This is a genomic window from Streptomyces sp. NBC_01190 (assembly GCF_045039895.1).
Classification (GTDB): domain Bacteria; phylum Actinomycetota; class Actinomycetes; order Streptomycetales; family Streptomycetaceae; genus Actinacidiphila.
The window spans coordinates 1,914,323-1,927,641 of record NZ_CP108580.1 but is presented as its reverse complement, the minus strand read 5'-3'; the positions used below and the strand labels follow the sequence as shown (position 1 = coordinate 1,927,641).

Here is a 13,319-nt window from a genome sequence, read left to right as displayed (position 1 = left end):
ATTGCCCCACGCCTTACGGAAGGGCCAGCATCTGCTCCAGCGCGAGTTTGGCGAAGTACTCGGTCTCGGCGTCGACCTGGATGCGGTTGACCACCGTGCCGTCGGCCAGCGACTCCAGGGTCCACACCAGGTGCGGGAGGTCGATGCGGTTCATGGTGGAGCAGAAGCAGACGGTCTTGTCGAGGAAGGCGATCCGCTTGTCCGGATGGGCCTTCGCCAGCCGCCGGACCAGGTTCAGTTCGGTACCGAGCGCCCACGCGGAACCGGCCGGCGCCTCCGCCAGCCGCTGGATGATGTGCTCGGTCGACCCGACGTAGTCCGCCGCCGTGACGACCTCGTGCTTGCACTCGGGGTGCACCAGCACGTTGACGCCGGGGATACGGGCCCGGACGTCCGCCACCGACTCCAGCGAGAAGCGGCCGTGCACCGAGCAGTGGCCGCGCCACAGGATCATCTTGGCGTTCCTGAGCTGCTCGGCGGTGAGGCCGCCGCCGGGCTTGTGCGGGTTGTAGACGACGCAGTCGTCCAGGGACAGGCCCATGTCGCGGACCGCCGTGTTGCGGCCGAGGTGCTGGTCGGGCAGGAAGAGCACCTTCTCGCCCCGCCCGAACGCCCACTCCAGCGCGCGCTCGGCGTTGGACGAGGTGCATATGGTGCCGCCGTGCCGCCCGGTGAACGCCTTGATGTCCGCCGAGGAGTTCATGTACGAGACGGGGACGGTGACGTCGGCGATCCCGGCGTCGGCGAGTACGTCCCAGCACTCGGCGACCTGCTCGGCGCTCGCCATGTCGGCCATCGAGCAGCCGGCCGCCAGGTCCGGCAGGATCACCTGCTGCCGCGCCGAGGTGAGGATGTCGGCGGACTCGGCCATGAAGTGCACACCGCAGAACACGATGTACTCCGCCTCCGGCCGGGCCGCCGCGTCCCTGGCCAGCTTGAAGGAGTCGCCGGTGACATCGGCGAACTCGATGACCTCGTCACGCTGGTAGTGGTGGCCGAGGATGAAGACCTTGCCGCCGAGGCGGGCCTTGGCGGCTCGGGCGCGCTCCACCAGGTCCGGGTCCGACGGCGCGGGCAGGTCTCCTGGGCAGTCCACCCCGCGCTCGCTGCGGGGGTCGGACTCCCGGCCGAGCAGGAGCAGTGCGAGCGGCGTGGGCTGGACGTCCAGCGTTTCTGTGGTGGTCACGGGCCCGTAGCCCTTTCTTTGGGACGCAGACCTTTTCGTCTACTTGACGCTATCTATGATAGCCCGTTTGCGTCAGATTGACGACACCGGTCGGGGGTGATGTGACGCATGCCGCGTGGCGCCGCGTTCTCGCCAACCTCAGCGAAGCCGAGAAGAGGCAGGAGGACCCGGCGGCCGCCTGTGGACAACCGTGGAGCGAGCGCGCGGGGGTGTGCGAGCATGGAGAGGCACGAGAGAGGCACAAGTCGGAGCAAACGCTCGATACGGCGCTCGACACACCCGCGCGGTATTGCGGGAATGAATCCGAGAGGGCCCTGGTTAGGCACGATTGACCAGCAGTCCGTACACCCCGGGAGAGAAGCAATGACGGTTCAGGACGAGACCACCACCAGCGACGGCATCCTCCTGTCCGCCGCCGCCGCCGAAAAGGTGAAGACCCTGCTCGAGCAGGAGGGTCGCGAAGACCTGGCGCTGCGGGTCGCGGTCCAGCCCGGCGGCTGCTCGGGCCTGCGGTACCAGCTCTTCTTCGACGAGCGGGCGCTCGACGGCGACGTCACCAAGGACTTCGGCGGCGTCAAGGTCGTCACCGACCGGATGAGCGCGCCCTACCTGGGCGGCGCCTCCATCGACTTCGTGGACACCATCGAGAAGCAGGGCTTCACGATCGACAACCCGAACGCCACCGGCTCCTGCGCCTGCGGCGACTCCTTCCACTGACGCTCGGGCTCCACCGGGGCCCGGGGCCGGTCAGGCCCCGGGACCGGTGAGCCGAAGGCGCCGGCGGCACACACAACGGCGCGGCACAACGCACAGGAAAGCGGCGGCACCCCCACCAGGTGCCGCCGCTTTTTGTGCGACAACCGATCACTGTCCCATGACCGGCTGCCCGTCCGAAGCGTCCACAACGGTCCGGTTACCCAGCGGCAGCGCCAACACCACCTTCTGGGTGAAACTACGGGCGATCATCGGACACATCTGGTGCTTGCCCTTGGGTACGGCCGTCACGGTCACCCGCACCTGAGCACCGGTCTCCGCGGCGGTCGTCGTATACGTGCTGCACAGACCACCCTCGAAGGTGACCGAGAGGGTGGCCCCGTCCGCCTGGTAACCGCTGATCGGCACCTTCTGGCCGGGCCGGCCGGGCTGACCGCCGGGCAGCGGGTTGGGCGGCTGCGCCGGTACGGCCGGCTTGCCAGGACCGCTCGGCGGCGTCGGGTCGACGGGCCGCATCGGGCCGCCCGGGTCGACCGGCACGCCGGGCCGTACGGGGGAGGGGCCGCCGGGGGCATCGGCCCCCGGACCGCCCGCGCCCGGACCGCCCGCGCCGACCTGGATGTACGCCGGGTCCACCGCCACCGCGGCCACCACCGTGGTGAGGTCCACGCCGGCCGGCGCGGTGGCGAAGAGCCACGACGGCACCAGCGTCTGGGCGCTCGACACGAACTGCGTCGACAGCCCGAACGTCGCGCCCCGCACCTCGACGGGATGGCCGCCCCCCGGCACACACGGCAGGGAGGTCGGCAGGGTCTTGTCCGTGCCGGGCCCGATCGGTGAGATCGGGGGCGCCGGCCGCGGCGCCACGCAGGACGACACGCCGTGGTCGGGCTGCTCGCCCGCCGAGGCGTTGAGCTGCCTGAACGCGGTCTCGGCGGCCACCACCGGATAGCTGGCGCCCTTGACGAGCGGGGCGAGCCGCCCCTGGCCCATGGTCAGGGTGCCGTCCGGGCCCACCTGGGCCGTGGTGGCCCAGCCATGGGTGGGCAGCCCGCCCACCACCGGATCGGCGGACACCATCCGCCGGTCGCCCACCGTCTGCGCCGCGTCGACCCGCGCGCCGGAGAGCCCTAGCCCGGCGAAGAGCGGAGCGGTCACCGCCTCGGCCCGCCCGGCCGACACGGGCGAGCTGCTCGCCGTATCGCCGGGGGCCGCGTTCCCGGGAGTCGTGGCCCCGGGAGCGGTGTTCGCGGGAGTCGTGGCCCCGGAGGCCGCGTTCCCGGACGACCGGGAGCTGCTGGAGCCGGCCGGGCCGGTGCCCGGCACAGGGCCTGGCACCGCCGCCGCCCCGTAACGGCTGTAGGTCCAGTCACCCGGCGCCGCCCGGCTCACCATCAGCACCGGGCCGCCGCCCGCCGTGGTCACCGTCCACGCCCCGGGCCCTGACACCGCCGGTCGTCCGCTCATGCCGAGCAGCTCGGCCAGCCGCTGGACCCGCGCCTGGTCCACCTGGCCGGTCGCCCGGTACACGGCTGCCGACCGCGGGCCCTTCGGCAGCGCGCCGGTGAGCTGATAGCCGGCCCCGCCCGCCGTGGTGGCGCCCGGGGCCGAGTCCACCGCCGGCCGGCCCCGCCCGTCGTCAAGCCGCAGCGGCGCCGGCCGGCTCGACGCCGCCCCGTCACCGCCGTCGTGGGCCGCCGCCACCCAGTACGCCCCGCCGCCACCGGCCAGCAGCACGGCGGCGGCCACCAGGCCCACCGTCAGCCTGGACCTGTGCCCGGCCCGGCCTCGGTCGGCCGCGCGACCGGCGCCGCCTTCCTGATCGCTGTGCGCGTGGTGCTGATCGTGCGCGCCGTGCTGACTGTGCTCGACGCCGTCGTTGTCGCGTTCGCTGTTCACCGCGTCCTCCTTCGGCTCCGTATACCGTCAGGTGCCGATAGGACGTGGCGACTCCGGATCCGGTTCCCTCGAAGTTCCCTCGAACGGATTCGAAGGACGAGCCAATCGGACGCGGTGGGCGGCCACCCCGGAGATCAGAAACGAGTCAGGCGGCTCAGGGGAGTAAGGCGACTCGTTTGGGGCGACATCGGGCGACTCAGTCGCCGTACTCCGACATCCCGTCCACCGCCCGCACCGAGGAAGGTGGCACAGTGATGCCGTGCAGACTGCCGGCCGGGACCACGGCCTGGACCTTCGGGGCCGGGCTGGTCCAGCGCTCCGCCATCTGCCGGCAGTCACCGATCAGCTCCGCCAGTGAATCCGGGTCGGTGAGCGGGGCGGCCGCGGCCGAGGCCTCCGCGGCGGTCGCGGACGTCGCGGCAGCCGGTGCGGCAGCCGGCCCGGAGGGGGCGAGCGGGACTGGCGGATAAGAGCTCATGACTCGACACTAGGTACGAGCCAGGACACGCAAAAGCCCTACTATCAGGTAGTTTCGCCGTGTCGTAGCCATCATCCCGCCGCGTCCATCACGCTTCCCAGGAGCCTTCGTCGTGCGTATCGCCGTCAGCGGATCCATCGCCACCGACCATCTGATGACTTTCCCCGGCCGGTTCGCCGACCAGTTGGTCGCCGATCAGCTCCACACGGTGTCGCTCTCCTTCCTCGTCGACGCGCTCGACGTGCGGCGCGGCGGGGTCGGCGCCAACATCTGCTTCGGGATGGGCCAGCTCGGCACCCGGCCCGTGCTGGTCGGCGCGGCCGGCAACGACTTCGCGGAGTACCGGGCCTGGCTGGACCGGCACGGCGTGGACACCTCCTCGGTCCGTATCTCCGAGGTGCTGCACACCGCCCGCTTCATCTGCACCACCGACCGGGACCACAACCAGATCGGCTCCTTCTACACCGGCGCCATGAGCGAGGCCCGGGAGATCGAGTTGCAGGCGGTGGCCGAACGGGTGGGCGGCCTGGACCTGGTGACCATCGGCGCCGACGACCCGGAGGCGATGATCCGGCACACCGAGGAGTGCCGCTCCCGCGGCATCCCCTTCGCCGCCGACTTCTCCCAGCAGATCGCCCGGATGGACGGCGACGACATCCGGGTCCTGGTGGACGGCGCCGCCTACCTCTTCAACAACGAGTACGAGAAGGGTCTGATCGAGTCCAAGACCGGCTGGTCGGCCGAGGAGATCCTGGACCGGGTCGGCACCCGGGTCACCACGCTGGGCCCGCAGGGCGTGCGGATCGAGCGCAAGGGTGAGGCCACCATCGAGGTCGGCACCGCGGAGGAGGAGGCCAAGGTCGACCCGACCGGCGTCGGCGACGGTTTCCGGGCCGGCTTCCTGTCCGGCCTGGTGTGGGGCGTCGGCCTGGAGCGCGCCGCGCAGATCGGCTGCATGCTCGCCACCCTGGTGATCGAGACGCTCGGCACCCAGGAGTACGAGCTGCGCAGGGGCCGCTTCATGGAGCGCTTCACCAAGGCGTACGGCGAGGACGCGGCCGCCGAGGTCCGCAAGCACCTGCCGGTCTGACCCGCCGGGGCCGGCCCACTCGGGCCGGCCCATTTTTCCGGTGCGGGAACCTGGCCGCCTAGGCCGTGTCTGGCAAATAGCGTCGTCCGCCCGCAGGGCGGGGCCCGCGGCGTCTGGTGCGTGCGCTCGCAAGGCGGAGGGTCGTCCTCGTAGTGGGCCTACTCGGACGACCCCGACAACGCAGCGAGCGTGCGTGCCAGACGCCGCGGGGCAGGCGGGATTTGTCAGACACGGCCTAGGCGCGGCGCCGGACGAGGTAGGCGGTGCCGCGTTCGGCCGGGCGTTCGCCGACGTACTCCTGTTGGCGCATCGCGCACCACGCCGGGATGTCCAGCCGGGCGGCCTCGTCGTCGGACAGTACGGTGATCAGGCCGCCGACCGGCACCTCGCCGATGACCCGGGCCAGGTCGATGACCGGGATCGGGCAGAGCTTGCCGAGCGAGTCCACCAGCAGACCGGCGGCCGGCTCCGTACCGCCCGCATCGCCGGGAGCGGCGGCGTCCGCCGTACCGCCGCCGGAGGCGCTCCCCGCCGCCGGCGCCCACGCTCCCTCCGGCGCCCCCAGCCGGCCCCGCACCTCGCCGACCACCCCCGGCAGCACCGCCAGGAACCGCGCCACGTCCTCCTCGCGCGTCCCCATCGGCAGTGACACCCGGACATTGCCCTCCGACAGCACTCCCATCGCCTTGAGCACATGGCTCGGCGTCAGCGTGCTCGACGTGCAGGACGAACCGGACGAGACCGAGAAGCCAGCTCGGTCCAGGCCGGTCAGCAGCGCCTCACCGTCCACGTAGAGGCAGGAGAAGGTGACCAGGTGCGGCAGGCGGTGCCGGTCGTGGCCCACCACCTCGACACCGGGGACGAGTTGCGGCACCCGGGTCCTGATCCGCTCCACCAGCGCGGACAGCCGGGCCGCCTCCGCCGCCGCCTCGGCCCGCACCGCCCGCAGCGAGGCCGCCGCCGCCACGATCGCCGGCAGGTTGGCGAAACCGGGCGCGCGCCCCGACTCCCTCTCGTCGGCGGGCTCCTGCGGCGCGAACCGCGTGCCCTTGCGCACCACGAGCAGCCCGACCCCGGGCGGGCCGCCCCACTTGTGCGCGCTGCCCGCGAGCAGCGACCAGGCGCCCGGCACCGGGCCCCACGCCAGCGACTGCGCCGCGTCCACCAGCAGCGGCACCCCGGCCGCCCGGCAGGCGTCGGCCACTTGGGCCACCGGCTGCACCGTACCCACCTCGTGGTTGGCGGACTGGAGACAGGCGAGCGCGGTGTCCTCGCGCAGCGCCGCCGCGAAGACCCCGGCGTCCACCAGACCGGTCCTGTCCACCCCCACCGAGGTGGTGTCGTACGGTTCGGCCGCATGGAGTACCGCCGAATGCTCCACCGCCGAGTGCACCAGATGGCGGCCGGTCCTGCGGCGTCCCGCGGCGGCCCCGGCCACCGCGGCGTGCAGTGCGCGGGTCCCCGAAGGAGTGAAGACCAACTCGTCCGGGCGACATCCGACGGCCTCGGCGGCGGCCTCCCGGGCCGCGTCGAGCAGCAGTCGGGCCCGGCGCCCCTCCCGGTAGAGCCTGGCCGGGTCCGCCCACCCCTCGTCCAGCGCGGCAACCAGTGCCTGACGTGCCACGGCGTGCAGCGGAGCGGCCGAGGCCATGTCGAAATAGGGCATGCCGGCACGCTACAACCCGGGCCCCGGGGAAGGCGGACAGCCGGCGGGTAGGGCCGCCGATGACCCCTGGCGAGTGGACTTCCCTACCTTCCGGGTGAGCCCCGGCGCGTTGGACCCCCTCCCCGCGTGGCCCCAAATAGCGTCCAGTAGGGTTTGGTCCGCATAAACATCCACACCTAATTAGCCCGCGCGCGGGCCGACCGACCAGCAGACGGCCGGAACACTCGTAACGCGCGGCCGAGACTCTCGGGAAGGCGCTACGTGAGTCCCAACGGCTCCGACCGCTCGTCGCGGCGCCCGATGCGGCGATGGCTGCCCCAGGCGCTGGCCGCGGGCCTGGTCCTTGCGACCGCCTCGGGTTGCTCCTACAAGGACTATCCCCGCCTCGGCATGCCCACCCCGGCCACGGAACAGGCGCCCCGGATCCTCGCCTTGTGGCAGGGCTCCTGGGCGGCCGCACTGGTGACGGGCATCCTCGTCTGGGGTCTGATCCTGTGGAGCGTGATCTTCCACCGGCGCAGCCGGACCAAGATCGAGGTTCCGCCGCAGACCCGCTACAACATGCCGCTCGAAGCGCTCTACACCATCGTCCCGATCATCGTGGTCTCGGTGCTGTTCTACTTCACCGCACGCGACGAGTCGAAGCTGCTGGACACCTCCAAGCATCCGCAGCACGTCATCAACGTGGTCGGTTTCCAGTGGAGCTGGGGCTTCAACTACGTCGAGAACGTGGACGGCGACCCGGCCACCCCGACCGGTATGCCGAAAGAGCTCTCCGAGATCCCGGCCAACAAGCTGCTGATGCCGCGCGGCGCCGAGGGCGTCTACGACTTCGGCACGCCGGCCAGCAAGAACCCGCAGACCGGCAACCCGGGGCCGACGCTCTGGCTGCCCAAGGGCCAGACGGTGCGCTTCGTGCTCACCTCACGTGACGTCATCCACTCCTTCTGGGTGCTGCCCTTCCTGTTCAAGATGGACGTCATCCCCGGCCACACCAACGTCTTCCAGGTGACTCCGAGCCGGCTCGGCACCTTCCGGGGCAAGTGCGCCGAGCTGTGCGGCCAGGACCACTCGCGGATGCTCTTCAACGTCAAGGTCGTGACGCCCGCCCAGTACCAGCAGCACCTCAAGGACCTGGCGGCGAAGGGCCAGACCGGTTACCTCCCGGCCGGCATTGCCACCACGGGCAACGCGAAGAACTCGGAGCCCAAGACCACATGAGCATTCTCAACGAACCGACGGGGGCGGCCCCCGTCGAGGACGACTCCTACGCCGACGAGATCCCGGTCCGGACCAGGAAGCCCGGTTCTGTGGTGATCCAGTGGCTGACGACCACCGACCACAAGACCATCGGCAGCCTGTACCTGGTGACGTCGTTCGTCTTCTTCCTCATCGGTGGCGTGCTCGCGCTGATGATGCGGGCCGAACTGGCCAGGCCGGGCAATCAGTTCCTGTCGAACGAGCAGTTCAACCAGGCGTTCACGATGCACGGCACCGTGATGCTGCTGATGTTCGCCACCCCGCTGTTCGCCGGCTTCACCAACTGGATCATGCCGCTGCAGATCGGCGCGCCCGACGTGGCGTTCCCGCGGCTGAACATGTTCGCCTACTGGCTCTACCTGTTCGGATCGCTGATCGCGGTCGGCGGCTTCGTCACCCCGCAGGGCGCGGCCGACTTCGGCTGGTTCGCGTACTCCCCGCTCTCCGACGCGGTGCACTCGCCCGGCGTCGGCGGCGACATGTGGATCATGGGTCTGGCGCTCTCCGGCTTCGGCACCATCCTCGGCGCGGTCAACTTCATCACCACGATCATCTGCATGCGCGCGCCCGGTATGACGATGTTCCGGATGCCGATCTTCTGCTGGAACGTGCTGCTGACCGCCGTGCTGGTGCTGCTGGCCTTCCCGGTGCTGGCCGCCGCGCTGCTGGCCCTCGAAGCCGACCGAAAATTCGGGGCCCATGTCTTCGACTCGGCCAACGGCGGGGCGCTGCTGTGGCAACACCTCTTCTGGTTCTTCGGCCATCCAGAGGTGTACATCATCGCGCTGCCGTTCTTCGGCATCATCTCCGAGGTCATTCCGGTCTTCAGCCGCAAGCCGATGTTCGGTTACATCGGTCTGATCGCGGCGACCATCTCCATCGCCGGCCTCTCCGTGACGGTGTGGGCGCACCACATGTACGTCACCGGCGGAGTCCTGCTGCCGTTCTTCTCCTTCATGACCTTCCTCATCGCGGTACCGACCGGTGTGAAGTTCTTCAACTGGATCGGCACGATGTGGAAGGGCTCACTGAGTTTCGAGACACCGATGCTCTGGGCCATCGGCTTCCTGATCACCTTCGCCTTCGGTGGTCTGACCGGTGTCATCCTGGCGGCGCCACCGCTGGACTTCCACGTCTCCGACTCGTATTTCGTGGTGGCCCACTTCCACTACGTGGTCTTCGGCACCGTGGTGTTCGCGATGTTCGCCGGCTTCCACTTCTGGTGGCCGAAGATGACCGGCAAGATGCTCGACGAGCGGCTCGGCAAGATCACCTTCTGGACGCTGTTCTTCGGCTTCCACGGCACCTTCCTGGTCCAGCACTGGCTGGGCGCGGAGGGCATGCCCCGCCGGTACGCCGACTATCTGGCCGCCGACGGCTTCACCACGCTGAACACCGTGTCGACCATCAGCTCCTTCCTGCTCGGTCTGTCGATCCTGCCGTTCCTCTACAACGTCTGGAAGACCGCCAAGTACGGCAAGAAGGTCGAAGTCGACGACCCGTGGGGCTACGGCCGTTCGCTGGAGTGGGCGACCTCCTGCCCGCCGCCGCGGCACAACTTCCTCACCCTGCCGCGGATCCGCTCCGAATCCCCGGCGTTCGACCTGCACCATCCGGAGATCGCCGCGGCCGAACTGCTCGCCTACCCGCCGAGCAAGTCGCTGGCCGGCGCGCCGAGCGGCACCAGCACGTCGGGTGACGAGGACATGGAGGAGGGCAAGTGAAGATCCAGGGCGTGATGTTCCTCGGCCTGTCCGCCTTCATCCTGGTCGTCGCCATTCTCTACGGCTTCTGGTCCAAGGAGCCGACGGGTACCACCGCGCTGTTCCTGGCGTTCGCGCTGACCTTGATGATCGGCTTCTACCTGTCGTTCACCGCTCGCCGGGCGGACGCCGGAGCCCAGGACCGGGAAGACGCCGACGTCGCGGACGACGCCGGTGAGCTGGGGTTCTTCTCCCCGCACAGTTGGCAGCCGCTCTCCCTGGCGACCGGCGGCGCGCTGGCCTTCCTGGGCATCATCTTCGGCTGGTGGCTGCTCTTCTTCTCGCTGCCGATAATCGTCTTCGGCCTCTTCGGCTGGGTGTTCGAGTACTACCGCGGGGACGACCGCACCCAGTAGCACGGTTCAGCGTTACGTTTCTCGCCGACAGGGGCGGGTCCGGCACCGTACAGGTGACCAGGCCCGCCCCTTCGCGTACGGCGCGGAGACACGCCGTAAGGAACACCCGTTTGCCCGCTTTCGCACCCGTTCGGCGCGCGGAGCCAGGCAGGCGTTCATAGCGTGATCGCATGAGTTACCTTCGCTTGAGTCATGGATCCCGGCGCCGGACGGCGCTGCGCTGCGCGCTTCTGGTCGCGCCCCTCGCGGTGGGGCTCACCGCCTGCAACGGCGACGGCAATCCACTGGCCGCGCCGCCCTACGACGCCCCCGCCAAGGTGGTGTTCGGGGCCACCGGCAGCGGCAAGGCGGACCCGGGCAGACCACTGGACGTGTCGGTCAAGGACGGCAGCAAGATCACCGACGTCACCGCCACCGACGCGGCGGGCCGCGCGGTACGCGGCGAACTCAGCGCGGACGGCAAGCGCTGGCACTCCACCGCCGCGCTCGCGGCCGGCTCGCACTACACCGTCCGGGTGAGTACCGAGAACTCCGACGGGCACCCGGGCCGCAAGGTCGTGGGCTTCGACACCACCTCGGCCTCGGCCGGACTGCATGTCACCTTCGGCCCCAAGGCCGGTACCTACGGCGTCGGACAGCCCCTCACCGCCACCCTGAACAAGCCCGTCAAGGACCGCGCGGCCCGCGCCGCGGTGGAGGGCAATCTGAGCGTCGCCTCGACGCCCGCGGCCGCGGCCGGGTCCTGGTACTGGGTGGACGACAAGACCCTGCACTACCGCCCCCGGGTGTACTGGCCCGCCAACGCCAAGATCACCGTCAGCAGCAACCTCAGCGGGGTCCGCGTGCAGAAGGGCCTCTTCGGCGGCGTCGACAAGCCGCTCACCCTGCACACCGGCGACCGCGTCGAGGCGATCACCGACGCCGCCACCGACCACATGACCTTCAAGGACAACGGCAAGGTGGTCAAGACGCTGCCGGTCACCACCGGAAAGCCGGGCTTCGACACGCGCAACGGCGTCAAGGTCATCCTGGAGAAGGAGGCGTTCCTCCGGATGACCAGCCAGAGCATAGGCATAGCCGCCGGCAGCGCCGACTCGTACGACCTGCCCGTCTACTGGGCCACCCGGGTGACATGGAGCGGTGAATTCGTGCACGCCGCGCCCTGGTCGGAAGGCTCCCAGGGCTCCGCGAACGTCAGCCACGGCTGCACCGGAATGAGCACCGAGAACGCGCACTGGTTCTTCGACCATGTGCGGCAGGGCGACATCGTCCGGGTCCTCAACAGCAAGGGCCCCACCATGACCCCCTTCGACAACGGCTTCGGGGACTGGAACCTCACCTGGGCCCAGTGGCAGAAGGGCAGCGCCCTGGGAGCCGGGGGCGCCGGAAGTGCCGGGGGTGCCAACGGAAGCAGCAAGACCGACCAGGTCCAGCCGCCCGCCTTCGACCCGGCCCGCCTCCACCCGCAGGACGTCTGACCGCCCCGCGCCCGCTCCGCCGCCGGCGTCGAGAGGCCGGCGGCGGAGGCGAGAGACACCTCAGCGGGTCGCGACCACCGCGGTGTCCGGCACGACCCGGCGGCGCAGCAGCGTCGCCAGCGTCTCGCTCAGCGCCACCGGGTCCACCGGGTGGGTGACCGCGGCGTCCGCCCGGCTCCACGTGGCCAGCCACGCGTCCTGCGGGCGGCCGATCAGCAGCAGGACCGGCGGGCAGCGGAAGATCTCGTCCTTCACCTGCCGGCACACCCCCATCCCGCCCGCCGGATTGGCCTCGCCGTCCAGCACACAGACGTCGATGCCGCCGCGCTCCAACTCCTCCAGGACCGCGGGGAGCGTCGCGCACTCCACGTACTCCACCGGGGGCAGGTCCGCGGCGGGCCGGCGGCCGACGGCGAGCCGGACCTGCTCCCGGGTGTTCGCGTCGTCGCTGTAGACCAGCACGGTGGCAGTCGCCTGCATCCTGGTGCCTCCTCGTCGGGCGTGCTCGTGAACGCGTTCTCAAGTGACTCGGATGCTACTCCCGCCGACCCCTCGCGGAGGAGGGTTCCGACCACCGGAAGATCCTCGCGGGAGGCCGCCCGACGCTCCGTCATCGCACCTCGCGCTGGGCCGTCCGGAGGCGGTGCCGGGCGGCTGTCCTCCGTTCGGGCGACCTGGTCACTAGGCCGGGCGGGTCCCGCTCAGGCATTGACACACCAAAGGGGACCCCCCGGAGTCAGCGCCAGATAAGGGACCGACATAATGTCGGACGTGGCGACAGCAACAGCAGTAGAAACCGGGCACGCGCACCCGTCGGTCAACCGGCCGAACCTCACCAGCGTCGGGACCATCATCTGGCTGAGTTCCGAGCTGATGTTCTTCGCGGCCCTCTTCGCGATGTACTTCACGCTCCGGTCGGTCACGGGTGAAGTCTTCTGGAAGGAGCACGCGCACGCGCTGAACGTGCCGTTCTCCGCGACGAACACCACGATCCTGGTGCTCTCCTCGTTCACCTGCCAGATGGGTGTCTTCGCCGCCGAGCGCGGTGACGTGAAGAAGCTCCGCTCCTGGTTCATCGTGACCTTCATCATGGGCGCGGTGTTCATCGGCGGGCAGATCTTCGAGTACACGAACCTGGTCAGGAAGGACGGGATCTCGCTCAGCTCCGACCCGTACGGTTCGGTCTTCTACCTGACCACCGGCTTCCACGGGTTGCACGTGACGGGCGGTCTGATCGCGTTCCTGCTGGTGCTCGGGCGAACGTACGCGGCCAAGCGCTTCACCCATCAGCAGGCCACCGCCGCCATCGTCGTGTCCTACTACTGGCACTTCGTCGATGTGGTCTGGATCGGTCTCTTCGCCACGATCTACCTGATCAAGTAGCCGGTCCCGGGCTCCGGGCAGCACCGGTCGGTCCGCGCCAGACACA

Annotated in this window: 12 protein-coding genes; 7 read left to right on the top strand and 5 right to left on the bottom strand. The window is 70.2% G+C overall.

Annotated features, from left to right (window positions below):
* Positions 1-13 precede the first annotated feature (13 nt).
* Positions 14-1,186: a quinolinate synthase NadA gene (nadA, locus tag OG519_RS08205; RefSeq protein ID WP_405580606.1), complete on the bottom strand. Its 1,173-nt coding sequence runs from the start codon at positions 1,184-1,186 to the stop codon at positions 14-16.
* Positions 1,187-1,549: 363 nt separating this feature from the next.
* Between nadA and OG519_RS08200 the strand changes: the two genes are divergently transcribed.
* Positions 1,550-1,903, top strand: a complete 354-nt coding sequence (locus OG519_RS08200) for a HesB/IscA family protein (protein WP_405580604.1) — start codon at positions 1,550-1,552, stop codon at positions 1,901-1,903.
* Between the two features lie 147 nt (positions 1,904-2,050).
* On the opposite strand, the gene OG519_RS08195 is transcribed toward OG519_RS08200, so the two are convergent.
* Positions 2,051-3,799: a hypothetical protein gene (locus OG519_RS08195; protein ID WP_405580601.1), complete on the bottom strand. Its 1,749-nt coding sequence runs from the start codon at positions 3,797-3,799 to the stop codon at positions 2,051-2,053.
* A 196-nt stretch (positions 3,800-3,995) separates the two neighbouring features.
* Positions 3,996-4,277 (bottom strand): hypothetical protein, encoded by a 282-nt coding sequence (locus tag OG519_RS08190; protein WP_405580599.1) that lies wholly within the window; start codon positions 4,275-4,277, stop codon positions 3,996-3,998.
* A 112-nt stretch (positions 4,278-4,389) separates the two neighbouring features.
* Here OG519_RS08190 and OG519_RS08185 point away from each other — a divergent pair, with 112 nt between their 5' ends.
* Positions 4,390-5,367: a carbohydrate kinase family protein gene (locus OG519_RS08185; protein WP_405580597.1), complete on the top strand. Its 978-nt coding sequence runs from the start codon at positions 4,390-4,392 to the stop codon at positions 5,365-5,367.
* A gap of 235 nt (positions 5,368-5,602) precedes the next feature.
* On the opposite strand, the gene OG519_RS08180 is transcribed toward OG519_RS08185, so the two are convergent.
* On the bottom strand, positions 5,603-7,033 hold the full coding sequence (locus tag OG519_RS08180) for a cysteine desulfurase/sulfurtransferase TusA family protein (RefSeq protein ID WP_405580595.1): 1,431 nt from the start codon (positions 7,031-7,033) through the stop codon (positions 5,603-5,605).
* 261 nt (positions 7,034-7,294) lie between these two features.
* Here OG519_RS08180 and OG519_RS08175 point away from each other — a divergent pair, with 261 nt between their 5' ends.
* From OG519_RS08175 to OG519_RS08160, 4 genes are all read left to right on the top strand, one after another.
* Positions 7,295-8,254, top strand: coding sequence for a cytochrome c oxidase subunit II (locus OG519_RS08175; protein WP_405580592.1), 960 nt, complete (start codon positions 7,295-7,297; stop codon positions 8,252-8,254).
* Positions 8,251-10,017 carry a cytochrome c oxidase subunit I gene (gene ctaD, locus OG519_RS08170; protein WP_405580589.1) on the top strand — a complete coding sequence of 589 codons (1,767 nt, stop codon included), beginning with the start codon at positions 8,251-8,253 and terminating at the stop codon, positions 10,015-10,017. The genes OG519_RS08175 and ctaD overlap by 4 nt, the downstream gene beginning before the upstream one ends.
* A complete protein-coding gene (locus OG519_RS08165; RefSeq protein WP_405580586.1) occupies positions 10,014-10,412 on the top strand; it encodes a cytochrome c oxidase subunit 4 in 399 nt (132 codons plus the stop codon). Before ctaD ends, OG519_RS08165 begins: the two co-directional genes overlap by 4 nt.
* A 185-nt stretch (positions 10,413-10,597) precedes the next feature.
* Positions 10,598-11,890 carry an Ig-like domain-containing protein gene (locus OG519_RS08160; protein WP_405592563.1) on the top strand — a complete coding sequence of 431 codons (1,293 nt, stop codon included), beginning with the start codon at positions 10,598-10,600 and terminating at the stop codon, positions 11,888-11,890.
* A gap of 60 nt (positions 11,891-11,950) precedes the next feature.
* Here the strand turns inward: OG519_RS08160 and OG519_RS08155 are convergent, their stop codons facing one another.
* Positions 11,951-12,370, bottom strand: a complete 420-nt coding sequence (locus tag OG519_RS08155) for a hypothetical protein (protein WP_405580583.1) — start codon at positions 12,368-12,370, stop codon at positions 11,951-11,953.
* A gap of 282 nt (positions 12,371-12,652) precedes the next feature.
* On the opposite strand from OG519_RS08155, the gene OG519_RS08150 reads away from it, so the two are divergent.
* Positions 12,653-13,273, top strand: coding sequence for a heme-copper oxidase subunit III (locus OG519_RS08150; protein ID WP_093743019.1), 621 nt, complete (start codon positions 12,653-12,655; stop codon positions 13,271-13,273).
* The last annotated feature ends 46 nt before the right edge of the window (positions 13,274-13,319 follow it).